14 protein-coding genes are annotated in these 16,389 nt (G+C 58.7%); 1 reads left to right on the forward strand and 13 read right to left on the reverse strand.

The genetic code is table 11. The features are described 5' to 3' along the window. Positions 1 to 2 precede the first annotated feature (2 nt). The 9 genes from QKE19_RS01100 to rho all read right to left on the reverse strand — a co-directional run bounded on the left by QKE19_RS01100 (position 3) and on the right by rho (position 8,645). Positions 3 to 566 (reverse strand): F0F1 ATP synthase subunit B, encoded by a 564-nt coding sequence (locus QKE19_RS01100; protein WP_070841313.1) that lies wholly within the window; start codon positions 564 to 566, stop codon positions 3 to 5. Between the two features lie 31 nt (positions 567 to 597). Beyond that, positions 598 to 852, reverse strand: a complete 255-nt coding sequence (locus QKE19_RS01105; protein WP_005509463.1) for an ATP synthase F0 subunit C — start codon at positions 850 to 852, stop codon at positions 598 to 600. A 141-nt stretch (positions 853 to 993) separates the two neighbouring features. Next, on the reverse strand, positions 994 to 1,788 hold the full coding sequence (gene atpB / locus QKE19_RS01110) for a F0F1 ATP synthase subunit A (RefSeq protein ID WP_016422455.1): 795 nt from the start codon (positions 1,786 to 1,788) through the stop codon (positions 994 to 996). 390 nt (positions 1,789 to 2,178) lie between these two features. Continuing rightward, on the reverse strand, positions 2,179 to 2,628 hold the full coding sequence (locus QKE19_RS01115; protein WP_005509564.1) for a hypothetical protein: 450 nt from the start codon (positions 2,626 to 2,628) through the stop codon (positions 2,179 to 2,181). Then, entirely contained in the window at positions 2,625 to 3,857 is a 1,233-nt protein-coding gene (locus QKE19_RS01120) for an MraY family glycosyltransferase (RefSeq protein ID WP_347890182.1), read from the reverse strand. Before QKE19_RS01120 ends, QKE19_RS01115 begins: the two co-directional genes overlap by 4 nt. A gap of 82 nt (positions 3,858 to 3,939) precedes the next feature. Then, the gene (locus QKE19_RS01125) at positions 3,940 to 4,596 is read right to left on the reverse strand and encodes an L-threonylcarbamoyladenylate synthase (protein ID WP_005509411.1); all 657 of its coding nucleotides are present in this window, start codon (positions 4,594 to 4,596) and stop codon (positions 3,940 to 3,942) included. A 37-nt stretch (positions 4,597 to 4,633) separates the two neighbouring features. Next, positions 4,634 to 5,578, reverse strand: a complete 945-nt coding sequence (gene prmC, locus QKE19_RS01130; RefSeq protein WP_347890137.1) for a peptide chain release factor N(5)-glutamine methyltransferase — start codon at positions 5,576 to 5,578, stop codon at positions 4,634 to 4,636. Beyond that, the gene (prfA, locus tag QKE19_RS01135; RefSeq protein ID WP_005509382.1) at positions 5,565 to 6,638 is read right to left on the reverse strand and encodes a peptide chain release factor 1; all 1,074 of its coding nucleotides are present in this window, start codon (positions 6,636 to 6,638) and stop codon (positions 5,565 to 5,567) included. The genes prmC and prfA overlap by 14 nt, the downstream gene beginning before the upstream one ends. 66 nt (positions 6,639 to 6,704) lie before the next feature. Next, entirely contained in the window at positions 6,705 to 8,645 is a 1,941-nt protein-coding gene (gene rho, locus QKE19_RS01140; protein ID WP_347890138.1) for a transcription termination factor Rho, read from the reverse strand. Between the two features lie 515 nt (positions 8,646 to 9,160). Here rho and QKE19_RS01145 point away from each other — a divergent pair. Then, entirely contained in the window at positions 9,161 to 10,879 is a 1,719-nt protein-coding gene (locus QKE19_RS01145) for a long-chain fatty-acid--CoA ligase (protein ID WP_347890139.1), read from the forward strand. 45 nt (positions 10,880 to 10,924) lie between these two features. On the opposite strand, the gene thrB is transcribed toward QKE19_RS01145, so the two are convergent. From thrB to argS, 4 genes are all read right to left on the reverse strand, one after another. Further along, positions 10,925 to 11,851, reverse strand: coding sequence for a homoserine kinase (thrB, locus tag QKE19_RS01150; protein ID WP_005509404.1), 927 nt, complete (start codon positions 11,849 to 11,851; stop codon positions 10,925 to 10,927). After that, positions 11,852 to 13,186 carry a homoserine dehydrogenase gene (locus tag QKE19_RS01155; protein ID WP_347890141.1) on the reverse strand — a complete coding sequence of 445 codons (1,335 nt, stop codon included), beginning with the start codon at positions 13,184 to 13,186 and terminating at the stop codon, positions 11,852 to 11,854. After that, positions 13,183 to 14,601 carry a diaminopimelate decarboxylase gene (gene lysA, locus QKE19_RS01160; RefSeq protein ID WP_347890143.1) on the reverse strand — a complete coding sequence of 473 codons (1,419 nt, stop codon included), beginning with the start codon at positions 14,599 to 14,601 and terminating at the stop codon, positions 13,183 to 13,185. The genes QKE19_RS01155 and lysA overlap by 4 nt, the downstream gene beginning before the upstream one ends. A 65-nt stretch (positions 14,602 to 14,666) precedes the next feature. Beyond that, positions 14,667 to 16,319, reverse strand: coding sequence for an arginine--tRNA ligase (argS, locus tag QKE19_RS01165; protein ID WP_049172039.1), 1,653 nt, complete (start codon positions 16,317 to 16,319; stop codon positions 14,667 to 14,669). Positions 16,320 to 16,389 lie beyond the last annotated feature (70 nt).

Here is a 16,389-nt window from a genome sequence, read left to right on the forward strand (position 1 = left end):
GCCTACTTTCCGGCCGGGGCCACGGTGTCAAGGTTGGACAAGAAGTTGTCAATCGTCGACGAGTTACGAACGTCGTCGGAAAGCTGCTCGCCCAGAAGGCGCTCAGCAAGATTGATGGAGTTCTGGCCCATTTCCTTGCGCAGCTCTGCGACTACCTGCTCACGCTGGGCAGCGAGCTGCTTTTCACCGGACTCGATGATTCGTGCGCTCTCGTCATTGGCCTTGGTCGTAGCGTCTGCAATGATGCGCTGACCCTGTGCACGGGCTTCGTCGCGAATCTTTGCTGCTTCAGTACGGGCCTCTGCGAGCTGACTGTTGTACTTTTCCAGAGCGGCCTTCGCCTCGGCCTGTGCAGCCTCAGCGCGCTCAATGCCGCCCTCAATCCGGTCCTCCCGCTCGGTCAGGACCTCCTGGAACTTCGGAAGAACGAGCTTCCAGAAGAGAACCAGGATAATAACCAGCGGGACAACGGACCAGACGATGTCATAGGTCTTTGGCAGCAGCGGGTTGATGGACTCTCCCATCGGGAGGTCACCCGCAGCTAGCAAAAAGGTGAAATCTGTCATGGTTTACGTGTTCTCCGCCTGAGGTCCGGACTTAAACAAAAACGAAGCCTGCGACCAGGCCGATTAGGGCGAGAGCCTCAGTGAAGGCAATGCCCAGGAACATGGTGGTACGCAGCTGGCCGGCCATCTCAGGCTGGCGTGCCATACCCTCAACGGTCTTGCCGGCGACGATGCCGATGCCGAGGCCCGGGCCCAGGGTGGACAGACCGTAACCGATGGTCTTCAGGCCAGCGTTGGTGTCGACAGCCTGGACAGCGTCCTGAGCGGAGAGGATGACGTCGTTCATTATGAACCGTTCCCTTTCTTAAAGGATGGCCCCGGATTAAAGATTGTTCTAAGTAGGCCCGGGGCTTTTGTGGGTCAAGTGGGTCTTGCTATTAAATTTGCGAGGCCTTGTTGCCGAAGTTGCGGCCTCATTAGTTATGGGTTAGTGCTCGTCTGCGTGCAGCGACAGTTCGATGTAGACGGCGCTCAGCAGGGCAAAGATGTATGCCTGCAGGAAAATCACCAGCATCTCGAACAGCGTGAATGCTACCGCAGCGACAAGGGTCAACCCGGACAGGGCGGTCCAACCATTCAGCTGCCAGAAGAAGAAGTTCGTGGCACCGAAAAGCAGGACTAGAACCATGTGGCCCGCCAGCATGTTGGCCATCAGACGGATGGTCAGCGTAACTGGGCGGAGAACGAAGTTGGAGAAAATCTCGATCGGCACCACGATGAGGTGGAGTACCGGTGGCAAGTTCGGAATAACGACTGCCGACTTCACAAACTTGAAGAAGCCCATCTTCTTCGAGCCCGCGTAAATGAAGGCAACGTATGCGAACAGGGCCAGAACCAGTGGCATACCGATTCGGGCGTTCGGCGAAATATTGAGGCCAGGAATAATAGCCGCAATATTCATCGAGATAACAAGGAAGAAGATGGTGGCCAGAACCGGAAGGAAACGACGCCCCTCCTTCTTACCCAGAATCTCCTCCGCGATGTGGATGCGGACGAAGTCCAGCATCAACTCCGCAACGTTCTGCAGACCAGTCGGCACGAGCTTCGGACGACGCATTGCGACGACGAAGAACACGGCGACGATCACGGCCATCAAAAGACGAACAATCATCAGGCGGTCCATGGCGTACCAGTCGCCACTGCCACCTAGAATGAAGTCGCCAAATTGTTCACCCGGGAAATACTCCTCCTGCAAGTTGGGTGAGTGAAACTCACCCCGCATCTCGGCAAGTGTTGTAACGCTCAGCGTTCTCTCCCGTGATTGGGCCGCTAGAACTATTGTCAAGCGGTGCGAAGGACGTCATTTAACGTGTCGCGCCGCGGATTCCATTCGCTCATCAGCACGGCGCTCACGGGGACCGTACCTGTGGAAATGATAGTTATTTCGCTACAGGCCGTCTTACCCGAAACTCAGGATAACAGTTCTGACTCATTTTCCCCACCCGGTACACCCCCGCGTTTCCGACCCCGAATCCAACAAAGAGGCCGACCCCCTCTGTGGGTTTCGGCCTCTATTTGTGGCATCTTCTGCACAAACTGGACAATATGCTTATTACCTGCGGTTTTAGAAGCGTATTGCAGCCTCTCAGCAGGTCAACAAGTTATTAACGAGCTATTCGTCCTTCATTGGTTGCACATAAGTGAGGTTAGATTGCGACATTCCCCACACTTCTGCACCGAGTGTCACCATCAGAGTGAGTACAACAGTGACGAAGAAAGTCATGTTGTCATAAAACTCAAGATTTCTAATAACAACCAGGACACCGATTAGTACGACAATCTTCAACAACCAACCACCCAGTACAACGGCAAGCGTAACGGACGGCGAAGTTCGAGCAGTAAAGAGGATGCCTAGAACGGTAAGCAATACGAAGCTTCCGCTAATGCCCGCTCCAAGGAGTACGCCCCAGACACCGGGCATACCGTTTTTGCCACCCCAGACCAGCAGCGAAAGCACGGTAATCACAGCGAGCGCGATTGCGCCCGAGCGAGCAGCAGCCAGCAGCGGTCGCCGCGAATCATCGTATTTAGACTCGGGCTCCGGAGTTGTTTTTTCAGTCACGGTCGAAGATTGTACCTTCTGCGTCCACGTCGACGTCTTATAACCTGCCGGACCCCACTTCCACTTCTGGGACGCGCTCCCCTTGAACGGTCGTCGGCAAGCGCATTGCGACGACGGAGGGTGAAGACAACCGCGATGATAAGCAGGACCCCGAAGGTGAGAGCGACGAATTCAAAGGGGAAAATGGTGGTGGCAACGGCGGCGTACGCGACGACCGACACCCATAGGTAAAGCACTAGCACCACGCGGCGATGACTGTGTCCCATCGACAGGAGGCGGTGGTGAATATGCATTTTGTCGGGCGAGAAGGGTGACTTGCCCTGACTGACGCGGCGAACAACAGCAAGCAACAAGTCGAGCATTGGCACGCTAATTGCTGCGATGACGACCACAACCGGCGAGATTAGAGCGATGACGTCAGCGGTGCCGTACATGGAGGGCGCGATGCGTCCCGACGCCGACACCGATGCCGCTGCGAGCAGCAAGCCGATCATCATGGCACCGGAATCGCCCATGAAAATGCGTGCGGGCTCGAAGTTGTGCGGCAAGAAGCCCAGGCAAGCGCCGAGGAGGCACGCGGAGATCATCGCGGGTGGATAGGCAGACACGGTTCCGCCTTGGTCGTGAAGCAGGACCATCGAATAGACAAGGATTGCAGCTGCGGCAATCATGCCGAGTCCAGCTGCGAGACCATCAATTCCGTCAACAAAATTGAAGGCGTTAATCAATGCCACAGTAAATAGGACAGTCAAGACTGTGGACATGATTGGATCGAGAATGAGCGTAGTACCGCCACTAAAAGGGATATAGAGCAGATACCAGTTGACGCCCATAAATGACATCAAAAGTGCCGCCGCGACCTGCCCCACCAACTTCGTGAGGGCATCTAAGTCAAAGAGGTCATCCCAAATACCGACGATTAGCAAGAGCGACGCGGCCGCCACAACTGCCCTCATATCTGGAGTCATGGGCGGAAAACCACGGTTGAGGGCCGGCATCACCGAGGCAAGGGCGATAGCTGCGACCACCCCGGAGTACATCGCCACGCCTCCGAGCCTGGGCTTCGGAATATCGTGGACATCGCGCGTGCGGGGCGCATCCAACCAGCCCGAGCGAACCAGCACATAACGCACTACTCCAGTGAGCAAATAGCTGACAGCAGCGGAAACTAAAACGAGCATGGCGAGCTCGCGGATGGGCACACCTGCCCCACCCGACTGGGCTGCCAATAAGCTCATAACCGCCACTAGGTACTACTCACCCACACAATCGCTGCAGATACTAAACAGGAAAGACTTTAAGTAGCCAAGACTACTGCCCCAGCAGTCGCTCGGGCGTAGTACTCAATACCTCGGCAACCGCCGCTGCTGACACAGCGCCTTCGCGCAGAATCCGCGGCACTGGAGTCGAGATATCGACAATCGTCGATGGGGTGCCAATCGTGGCTTCGCCGCCGTCGACGTATACAGCCGCTTCCCCACCCAACATCTGCTTGGCACGCACGGCATTGGTGGCCGGTGCCTGGCCGGAGATGTTCGCACTGGACACTGCCATCGGACCGGTGCGGCGCAGAATCTCGATGGCGATTGGGTGCAGCGGCATGCGCAGCATGACCGTACCCGCAGTATCACCAAGGTTCCACGGCAAGCTCGGTGCCTGGTTCACAACCAGCGACAGTCCGCCCGGCCAGAAAGCCTCCACCAGCGTGCGAGCAGCTGGTGAGTATTCGCGGACGAGCCCCTCAATCGTGTTCCAGGAACCCACCAGCACCGGTACCGGCATATCCGGGCCGCGGTGCTTGGCACGCAGCAAGGAGGCAACGGCTTGGTTATCGAAGGCATCACAGCCAAGGCCGTAGACGGTATCGGTAGGCATAACGACCAGCCGTCCTGCCTTCACAGCATCTACTGCTGCTGCAATTGCGCGTTCGCGGTTTTCATCTGTACTGCAGTCCATAATCCTGCTCATCAGATTTTTGCTCCTGCTTCAAAGTTTGCTTTTAAGATCAATTTTTGCGTCCCACCGTAAAACGATCACGGCCTGCAAAGTCACGGCGGACCTCTACATCAGCGTAATCCCAGGTGTCCTTCAGCAGTGAACTGACATCGTCTCCCGAAGAGTCATCGTGCTCAATGCCGATGACTCCGCCCGACCGCACCAGCGCATCCACTAGGTTCATCATAGGTCGAATGACATCTAGCCCATCGTCGCCGCCAAAGACCGCAGAGTGCGGATCAGCTCTCACCTCGGGGGTAACCTCGGTGTCTTCGGGCACATATGGAGGGTTGGACACAACAATGTCGGTCTCGCCTACCCAATCTGCGAGCTCACCGCCATCATCAATCAGCTGATCATCCGTGACATCGCCAGCAATCAGACGCACACGCCCATCGCCGTACGTCTCGATGTTCTTCGCAGCCCACACCCGTGCCCGCTCAGAGAGCTCCACAGCCACCACGGCCGCTTCGGGTACGGCATCGGCAATCACCAACGCAAGCGCACCTGATCCAGTACACAAGTCAACGATTTTCGGCTTGACGACGCCACTTGCGACCAGTTCACGGGCTCGATCGATCGCCCACTGCGCAAGCAGTTCCGTCTCCGGCCGGGGCACAAAAACTCCGGGCCCAACCTGTAGTTCCAAGCTCATCATCGGCGCTGTACCGAGGATGTGCTGCAGTGGCTCACGAGCCACTCTGCGGGCCAGAATCTCGGCAAGATGCTTGCGACCGTCCTCATCGGTGTACGGTTCGTCTCCGCGAAAGATGATGTCTGCCGGTCCCGCATTGAGTGCGGCTGCAAATAGCGCCCGCGCGTCGGCATCCGGAGAAGCCAGCGCCGCGTCGTCAAGCGTGCGACGCGCATAGCGAAACAGCTCGCCGAGAGTACGGACGGAATCCGGTAACGTCGGCGAGCTATTTTCTGCGGGCGTGGGACTACTCGGCTTCAAGACGCTCAGCGCGCTCCGCGTCGTGGAGGGCCTTGAGCAGGTCATCCATGTCGCCGCCCAGCACCGAGTCCAGGTTATGAGCCTTGTAACCGATGCGATGATCGGATACGCGGTTCTCCGGGAAGTTATAAGTGCGGATGCGCTCGGAGCGATCCATGTTGCGCACCTGAGACTTACGCTGGTCAGAGGCGGCCTCGGCGATCTCCTCCTCCTTCATCTGCTGCAGTCGAGCAGCAAGGACCTGCATAGCGCGGGCCTTGTTCTGAATCTGAGAGCGTTCCTTCTGACAGGTAACAACCAAACCAGTCGGCAGGTGCGTCAGGCGAACGGCGGAGTCAGTCGTGTTAACACCCTGACCGCCCTTACCGGAGGAGCGGTAGACGTCGACACGCAGATCCTTTTCATCAATCTGGATGTCTTCGACCTCGTCGGGCTCCGGGTAGACCAGCACACCAGCGGCGGACGTCTGAATACGGCCCTGAGATTCGGTAACCGGCACGCGCTGCACGCGGTGAACGCCACCTTCAAACTTGAACACGCTCCACGCACCGTCACGGGACGGAGTCTTAGCTCGGATGGACATAGTCATGTCCTTCACGCCGCCGAGATCAGACTCGGACAGCCCGAGAATCTCGGTGGTAAAGCCGTGCTTTTCTGCATAGCGCTGGTACATGCGAGCGAGCTCACCTGCGAAGAGCGCTGCCTCCTCACCGCCGGCACCGGACTTGAGCTCCATAACGATGTCATCGCTGTCGTGCGGATCGCGCGGAGCCAGCAGGTCGGCGAGCTTCTCCTCGAGTTCCTCTGCCTCGGCAGCGAGACGCTCAGCCTCAGCTGCGAACTCGGAGTCCTCGTATGCCATCTCGCGAGCTGCCTCCAGGTCATCCTGGACCTCAGTCAGCTTCTTGTGAGTCTGAATGACCGGCTGCAACTCATTGAAGCGCTTGCCGACCTTACGGGCAGCCTTCGGGTCGTTGTGCAGCTCGGGGTCAGCCAGCTGCGCCTCGAGCCCGTGGTATTCGGAGAGGATGTCGTCAACTGCGGAAACCTGATTAGCCATTGAATATTCCTTCAGATTGTGATGGGTGAAATGCTGGTTGGTGCTGTGGTTTGCGGCTAACCCCAGCTAAAGCATGTCGTCCACATCAACGTCGGCGGCCATTGGTGCAGAAGAAGCCACCTGCATCAGGAATTCCTTATTGTTCCGGGTCTTCTTCAGCTGCTTAATCAACAGGTCAATAGCAGCCTGCGACTCCAGCGCGGAGAGGATGCGGCGCAGCTTGTGCATAATGCGAGCCTCCTCCGTGCTGAGCAGCAGCTCATCCTTACGAGTACCCGACGGGTTGACATCCACTGCCGGGAACACGCGGCGCTCGGAGATTTTACGGTCGAGCTTCAGCTCGGCGTTACCGGTGCCCTTGAACTCCTCGAAGATGACGGTGTCGCCTGCGGAGCCGGTCTCCACCATCGCGGTGGCGATGATGGTGAGGCTGCCGCCTTCCTCGATGTTTCGGGCAGCACCCAAGAAGCGCTTCGGTGGGTACAGAGCGTTGGAGTCCACACCACCGGAGAGGATTCGTCCCGATGCCGGCGAAGAGTTGTTGTACGCACGGCCAAGGCGGGTAATGGAGTCCAGCAGTACGACGACGTCCTGCCCCTGTTCCACCAGACGCTTTGCACGCTCAATAGCCAACTCGGCCACTGCCGTGTGATCTGACGGCGGGCGGTCGAAGGTAGAAGCAATAACCTCGCCACGGACACTGCGCTGCATGTCGGTGACTTCCTCCGGGCGCTCGTCGACAAGCACGACCATCATGTAGCACTCGGGGTTGTTCGTCGCGATAGCGTTCGCGATGTTCTGCAGGATCGTGGTCTTACCGGCCTTCGGCGGCGAAACGATGAGCGCACGCTGACCCTTACCAATCGGCATAATCAGGTCGATGACGCGAGTGGTGAGGATCTTCTGCTCGGTCTCCAGACGCAGGCGACGGTTCGGGTACAGCGGGGTGAGCTTAGCGAAGTTCGGCCGCTGCTTTGCCTGCTCCGGATCGATGCCGTTTACAGTTTCGACCTTGACCAGCGGGTTGTACTTGCGGCGATTACGGCCGTTGCCATGAGTGACCTGGCCCGAGCCATTCTCACGCGGCATGCGGACCTGACCAGTGACGGCGTCGCCCTTGCGCAGACCGTATTTACGAACCATTTGCGCGGACACCAGCACATCGTTAGAGCCCGGCAGGTATCCGGACGTGCGCACGAATGCGGTCTTGTTATCTAGCACATCGACGATGCCAGCCACCGGCTGGAGAACGTCATCCTCGCGGATCTCGTCCTGACCGCCGTGTCCCCCACCGTTGTTATCGCGTCCGCGACGGTCGCGGCGATTGCGACGGTTGCGGCGGTTACGGTTGCCACGACCGTCATCGTCATGGTTATTGCGATTGTTGTTGCGACCGCGGCGGTTGTTGCGGTTGCCGCGGCCTTCATCATCGTTGTCTCGATCGTGGTTGTTGCGATCGTTGCGGTTATTACGGTCGTTGCAATCACCGCGGTCATTACGATCATTACGATTGTTGCGATTGTCGTTACGCTCACCGCGGTCGTTGCCGTTATCGGAATCGTCGCGGCTATCGTTGCTGCGATCGTCCTGATTCTCCTGCTCGCGCTGACGAGCACGGTTACGACGATTTCGACGCTGCTGAGAACGGGACATCTCCTCGCGACCATCCGCGTTGGCGTCGTCTCGCTTGTCGTTGCCCTTGTCGCTCTTGTCGGCGCTCTTACTGGAACCCTTATCCGCGCTTTCCGACGGCGATTCCTTGGCATCCTTCGCTTTGGAGCCGGTATCCGCAGCCCCAGCCGCAGCCTTCTTCGCGCGGGATTTCCGAGCTGGAGCGGAACCAGCAGCCGGGGCACCATTCTTAATGGCCTCAATCAGCTCATGCTTGCGCATGGCGGAGATGCCGCGAATGCCCTTGCTGGAAGCGATTTCACGCAGTTCTGCCATTCGGAGGGCCGCAAGATTCTCTGGGCCGCCTGCCGTGGCAGTGGTGTCCGTATCGGTCACGGATGTCCTTTCATCGACCTTCCCTGCAGTCACTCTCTGCAGGGGGCTATGTCATTGACACTTTTTCGCTCTTACTGCCCGCCACCGCGTGTGCTCCGTCGTCGAACCTTTACCACGTGCCGAAAAGTAGCCGCAGCTGACGGGAAATTATCGAAAAAGCCAGGCAAAAGACCTCGACGTTGAAACTAAACCGAGGCATCTTGCCTACATTATTTCCGCATCTCAAACCCGAGCGTCCGGGCTGAAGATGGTTAGGAAATTCTAGGTCCACAGCACCGCAAGACTATGTAGTCGCACTACTGATTTATGTGTTTTCAATGTCACGTTGCGCCATCGCGTTGTGTGAACAACTGCGAAGGTCAACGGCATGCGGAGTACATGAAGAAGTACGTATCTAGCCGCGTATTGAAAACGACCTATTGCCCAAGGATAGTCACCAAATAGTCAGGTAGCAACACTAGTTCTCACCTGCGTTTCGCTAGGTCGCGGGGCTGCGAGTCGGTACTGTAGAGCTCATGCGCAGTACGATGCCTCATATTCCTCTCAATATCGCTCAGATTGTGGAATACGGTCGCACCATTCACGGTCGGACTCCGGTGACCTCCTGGAACAGTGACGGACCTGAGACCACCACTTTTTCCGCCATCGCCGCGCGCGCTAGTGCGCTGGCACATGCACTTCGCGATGAGCTCGGCATCGACGGTGACCAGCGCATCGCTACCCTGATGTACAACTGCACCGAACACTTCGAGGTCTTCCTCGGCGTCGCCTCCATGGGCGCGGTATTCCAGCCGCTGAACAAGCAGCTCATGCCGGATCAGATTGTGCACATTATCAATCACGCCGATGACCAGGTCATTATCGCGGACCCGACCGAGATCGAACTGCTCGCCGAGGTTCTTCCCCACTGCCCGCGCGTCCGCGCCGTTATCATTATCGGTATTGGTGATCTGTCGGATGTGGCTGAGCAACTGCCGGCTGGCATCCCGTGGTACTCCTACGAATCACTCATCGACGGACGCCCCAGCCGCTTCGACTGGCCTGAGCTCGACGAAAACTCCGGTGCAGCCATGTGCTATTCGACGGGCACCGAGGGCGCACCTAAAGGTGTCGTCTACAGCCACCGTTCGCTGTACTTGCACAGCCTGAATATGCGCACCACTGACTCCTTTGCCATTTCGCATGGAAACCCGTGGCTTTGCTGTGTGCCCATTTACCACGTCCTGTCCTGGGGCGTGCCGCTAGCCTCCTTCATGTGCGGGGCATCGCTGATCTTCCCCGGCGCGGACCTGTCCGCACCGCGTCTGGCAGAAATCATCGAAACCTCAATGCCGCGCGTAGCTCAGGGCGTGCCGACGCTGTGGATTAACCTCATGGCGCACTACCTCAGCAATCCTCCGAAGCGCATGAGTCTGCAGGAGATTTTCTCGGGCGGTTCTCCTGTCCCACCTGCACTGATTCGGCTCTGGGAAGAGCGCTACGGTGTCGATGTCATCCACTTCTGGGGCATGACCGAGACTTCGCCTATCGGTACCGTGGCACGACCTCCGTACGGCGCCTCCGGTGAGGCCCGCGAACGCTACCGTGTCAGCCAAGGACGTTTCCCGGACATCATGCAGTTCCGCATTGTTGATGACAACGACCGCGTGCTCGACCTGCATGACCGCAACCAGGGTGAGCTGCAGGTGCGCGGCAACACGGTCACCGGAGGCTACTACAGCTCTCCGGAGGCTCAAGATGGAGGCGCCGCGCACTTCTTCCGCGGTGCGGAGGTCGACGAGGCTAGCGAACAGTTCACCGAGGACGGGTGGCTCCGCACTGGCGATGTCGGCTCGATTACTCACGACGGCTACCTGACTATTCATGACCGTGCTCGCGATGTCATTCGTTCCGGTGGTGAGTGGATCTACTCCGCTCAGCTGGAAAACTTCGTAATGGAAAGCCCACAGGTACTCGAGTGCGCGATTATCGGCATGCCAGATAAAAAGTGGGGTGAGCGCCCACTGGCCATTACGGTGCTGATGCCGGAAGTTGAACAGAGCAAGGAGACCGCTGAAATGCTCCGCGATGAACTGCGGCCAAAGCTGCCAAAGTGGATGCTGCCGGAGTACTGGGCCTTCGTGGACTCAATCGATAAGACCTCAGTGGGCAAGTTCGACAAGAAAGACCTGCGCTCGCACTTGAGCGCAGGTCAGTACAGCATCGTGAAACTGAAGGGGCCGGGCGAAAAGTAGGTAGCAGGCTAAGCCACTGGCCCGGCACCTGGCCGCAGCTGCGGCTTAGCCGTCGACCACGACCTTAACCGGCTCACCGATTCCCAGCTCCATGACCTTGATGCCAGCCTCGCGGGCATCGTCCAAGATCTTCTCATCTACTGCAGTAGTTCCCAGAACCATACAGGTCGGACCAGCACCCGAGAGGAATGCCGCGTAGCCACGGTTGCGCAGGCGGTTGACCCACTCTGCGGTCACCGGCAGCACGTCGGAGCGGTACGGCTGGTGCAGGCGATCTCGCGTTCCCTCCCACAGCAGTTCCGGGTGGGACTGCAGCGCTGCGGTCATAACCGCAGTACGGGAGACATTGAAACGAGCGTCGACATGCGAAACATCGCTCGGCAGCACCTGACGGACTGCATTCGTGGAGGCGTGGAATGCCGGTACGAGTGCGGTCGCCTGAATGGACTCATGCACCGGAATGCTCACTGCTCGGTACTGAGGTGCGGTGCGACCATCGACAGGCTTGTCAGTCCAGCTGACCACTGCCCCGCCGAGAACGGATGCGCCAGCGTTATCCGGGTGGCCTTCGAATACCGAGGATTCTTGGATTACCTGGTCATCGGTAAGCGGGAAGCCCGCCAGACCGTTAGCGGCAGCGACACCAGCAACGGCGGCGGCTGCGGAAGAGCCTAGACCGCGCGACTGCGGAATGGTGTTGTGGCAAATAACCTTCAGCCCCGGTGCCTCGACACCTGCGGCGCGAAGGCCCGCGCGAATCGCGCGCACAACCAGATTAGATTCGTTGCGCGGCAGGTCGACTTCGCCCTCGCCGTGAATTTCAACGACGACACCGGACTCGATGACCTCGACCTCGACGATGTCGTAGAGCGCAACTGCCAACCCCAGGGTGTCGAAGCCCGGGCCCAAGTTCGCTGACGAACCTGCAACCGTGACGGTGACCTTCTGACCCGGGAAAAGCTCCTGTGCCATTTAGATATCCATTCCTTCGATACGAATGACGTTGTTGACGGCCAAAACCGCGTCGTTGGCGCGCAATTCATCGACCGTTGCTTCCAAATCCTTCTCCAGTGCCTTGTGGGTCACGATGACCAGGCGAGCGCCGTTGGCGCCCTCTTCCTGGCGGACGGTGCGCAGGGAGATGTTGTGATCAGAGAAGGTACGAGCGACATCGGCAAGCACTCCGACGCGATCGTCGACGTGCAGGTCGATGTGGTAGCGGGTGCGAACGTCACCGAAGTCGAGAATCGGCAGGTTAGCGTAGGTGGAATCTCCCGGTGCGCGACCACCGTGGACAATGTTGCGAGCAGCTGCAACGAGGTCACCGAGCACTGCGGAGGCGGTCGGATTACCACCAGCGCCGTTGCCGTAGAGCATCAGGCGACCAGCGGCCTCGGCCTCAATGAAGACAGCGTTGAAAGACTCACGCACAGTTGCCAGCGGGTGACGACGTGGAATCAGCGCTGGGTACACGCGGGCGGAAATGGACTCCTTGCCATTTTCGTCCGTAACCCGCTCACAGGTAGCCAGCAGCTTAATGGTGCAGTCTGCGCTCTTGGCGGCTGCGATGTCGTCAGCGGTGATCTCGGTAATACCCTCGCAGTGAACATCATCAGCAGTCACGCGGGTGTGGAATGCCAGGCTGGCCAGAATAGCTGCCTTGGAAGCGGCATCGTGGCCCTCGACGTCTGCAGTCGGGTCGGCCTCGGCGTAACCCAGGCGGGTGGCCTCTGCCAGCATCTCGTCGTAGTCCGCACCAGTGGAGTCCATCGCATCAAGGATGAAGTTGGTAGTGCCGTTGACAATACCCATGACCTTATTGACAGTGTCACCGGCCAGCGAACGGCGCAGCGGCCCGACGACCGGGATAGCTGCAGCCACAGCTGCCTCGAAGAAAAGGTCGACACCCGAGGAATCGGCAGCCTCAGAGAGCTCCTCGCCGTGAGCGGCGACGAGTGCCTTGTTGGCGGTCACGACCGACTTGCCGGCACGCAGTGCCTCCAGCACAACGCGACGTGGGTAATCAATGCCGCCGATGACCTCGACTACCAGGTCAACGTCATCGCGCTGAACCAGCGAAAAAGCATCGTCGGTAAGAAGATCCTGATCCACATTCGGACGCGGCTTGGTCTTGTCGCTCACAGCAATACCAACGACCTCGACCGGTCCGCCGATGCGGCGCTCGAAGTCCTCAGCCTTCTCGTTGAGCAGGCGGTAAACCTCAGTACCGACTGTGCCAAGACCTAAAATAGCGACACCAACTTTGTGGCCCTCGCCCTTTCCAGGATTATTCGTTGCGGCAGTCATCGTGGCGTTTCACACTCCAGGCTTAGTAAGTCTTGTACGGTTTCTCGTCTTAATATTTGGGTCACTTGACCATCGCATACCGACACTACTGGTGGTCGCGTCAGCATGTTGTAGCGGCTGGCCATTGCGTAACAGTATGCCCCAGTAGCAGCGAGCGCGAACAGATCACCCTCGACAATGTCGTTCGGGTAGTTCGCATCGTTAATCAGAATGTCTCCCGATTCACAGTGCTTTCCGACGACGCGGGTGGGAATCCTGGAACCGGACACCTCGCGATTAACAACGCGACCATCATAGTTCGAGCCGTAAAGCGCCGGACGAATATTGTCGCTCATGCCGCCATCGACCGATACGTAACGACGGGTCATGCCGTCATCGATGGTCACATCCTTCAAAGTGCCCACTTCGTACACCGTGACCATCGACGGGCCAACGATGGCACGACCTGGTTCAACAGCCACTGTCGGAGTCGCAATGCCGATACGCTGCGCAAGCTTGTCTACGGCAGTGAGGATCTCGTCGGCAAGCGGAGCAACGTCGAGGGGCTGCTCGCCTGCGGTGTAGGCGATCCCGAAACCGCCACCGAGGTCGAGGGTGTTGAAGTGTTCCGAGATTTCAGTGCCGTGGCGTTCGACCAGCTTTTCCACCAGTGAGAACACGCGCTCGGCGGCGAGAATGAAACCGTCGGAATCGACAATCTGGGAGCCGATGTGGCAGTGCAGACCAACCAGGCGCAGATTGTCGTCCTCTTCTACGAGGTTGGCAGCTTCCAGCGCCGAACCGGACGCGAGGGAAAAGCCGAACTTCTGATCTTCATGCGCAGTAGCAATGAACTCGTGGGTGTGCGCTTCCACACCGGGCTTCACGCGAACGAGCACGTCCTGCACCACGCCTGCTTCAGCCGCCACCTGGGACAGGCGACGCAGCTCCGAACGGGAGTCAAGCACAATCTTGCCCACGCCAGCGGAGATAGCATCACGCAGCTCAGCGGTGGACTTGTTGTTGCCGTGGAAGGTCATGTCCTTGGCTGGGAAACCCGCCGCCAGAGCGATAGCCATCTCGTTGCCCGAGGCGACATCGAGATGCAGCCCCTCCTCCATTACCCAGCGGGCAATGGTCTTCGACAGGAAAGCCTTGGATGCGTAGTGGACATTCTCCGCGCCGCGGAAGGCCTTGGCCATCGAGCGGCAGCGAGAGCGGAAGTCCTGCTCATCGACGACAAAAACCGGAGTGCCAAATTCCTTGGCAATGTCGACCAGGCTCACGCCGCCAATTTCCACCGAGCCGGGATTCTCTTCGTCAGCGCCCCGACGACGGGCGGTAGTTGGCCAGACATGCGGTGGTAGTTCATTAAATTGGGTGGAATCGGGTCGGGTGTAGCCCCCCAGTTCGAAACCATTGCCGTCGATAGGCACGAAACAGCTCTCTTTCTCCGTTACCCGGGCGGAGCAACGGGGTGTAGTTTTACGGGCGCGTTCGACTACATGCGCTCAGGTGCGGTAACACCGAGCAGCTGCAGAGCATTGGCCAGCGTTTGGCGGGTAGCCTCAGCCAGGCCGAGACGAGCACGGTGTAGCTCGGATACCTCTTCGTCTGCCTTTGGCAGAATCTGGCAGGTGTCGTAGAAGCGGTGGAAGACACCGGCGAGCTGCTCAGAGTAACGGGCAATGCGGTGTGGTTCCCGCAGGTCAGCAGCAGACTTGATGATGGCCGGGAACTCACCGATAGTGCGGATGAGCTCACCTTCACGGTCCTCTACCAGCAGGGAGAAGTCAGCGCCTTCGCTGGTCACACCGGCCTCTTCGGCACGGCGGCCGATTGAGCACAGACGAGCGTGGCCGTACTGGACGTAGTAGACCGGGTTGTCGCTGGACTGCGAAGCCCACAGCCCCAGGTCGATATCCAGGCTGGAGTCGACAGAGGAACGGATTAGGGAGTAGCGAGCAGCATCGACGCCGATTGCCTCAACCAGGTCGTCCAAGGTGACCACTGTGCCCGCACGCTTCGACATCCGGACAGCCTTGCCGTCGCGAAGCAAGTTGACCATCTGACCGATGAGCACCTCGACGCCATCGGCGTTGTAGCCGAGCGCTGCAGCGGCCGCGCGCAGACGCGCGATGTAGCCGTGGTGATCGGCACCCAGCATATAGATGCACAGGTTGTGGCCGCGGTCGAACTTGTTCTTAACGTATGCGATGTCACCTGCGATGTAGGCTGCGTCGCCGTCGGACTTGATGACCACGCGGTCCTTGTCGTCACCGTAATCGGTGGACTTCAGCCACCATGCGCCGTCAGCTTCGTAGAGCTTGCCGTTTTCCTTCAGGGAATTGACAGCTGCTTCTACCTGACCGGACTCGAACAGCGAGTTTTCGTGGAAGTAAACGTCGAAATCGGTGCCGAACTCGTGCAGAGACTTCTTGATGTGCTCGAACATCATGTCCACGCCGATGGCGCGGAAGTGCTCCTGGACCTCTTCCTCAGAGCCCTCGAGTGCCTGCGGGTTCTTCTCCAGCACAGCAGCGGCGATGTCCTGGATGTACTCTCCGCCGTAGCCATCTTCCGGAGTCGGCTCGTTGCGAGCGGCTGCAACCAAGGAGTCGGAGAAGCGGTCAATCTGGCGACCGTGGTCATTGAAGTAGTACTCGCGAGTGACCTTGGCACCGGTGGCGGATAGGACACGACCGAGAGCGTCACCGACTGCTGCCCAGCGAGTACCGCCCAGGTGGATCGGCCCGGTCGGATTCGCGGAGACGAACTCCAGGTTCACGTCGAGGTTGGAGTTGAAGTCGGCATGACCCCACTTCTCCCCCGCTGCCAGGACGTCCTCGACGATCTTGCCCTGGGCATCGGAGGCCAGGCGGATGTTAATAAAGCCCGGGCCTGCGATGGTTGCTTCATCGATGCCCTCAGAAGCGCCGAGCGCTGTGGCAATTTCAGTTGCCAAGTCACGCGGCACCATGCCGACGCGCTTGCCCAGCTGCATGGCGATATTGGTTGCATAGTCGCCGTGCTCAGGGTTACGCGGACGCTCGACGGTCGGGTTTTCCGGCACGATAGAGACATCGGCATCGTGGGCAGTCAAAACCTCGACGGTGACTTTTCGGACTAGTACAGCAAGATCAGCAGGATTCACGATTGCCTATCCTATTAGGTCAATCGCAGTCGTGGAAACATCAGCCACCAAAAGATTGATTTGAGGGGTA

The sequence above is a fragment of the Corynebacterium sp. c8Ua_99 genome (assembly GCF_039907185.1).
Lineage (GTDB): Bacteria > Actinomycetota > Actinomycetes > Mycobacteriales > Mycobacteriaceae > Corynebacterium > Corynebacterium jeikeium_D.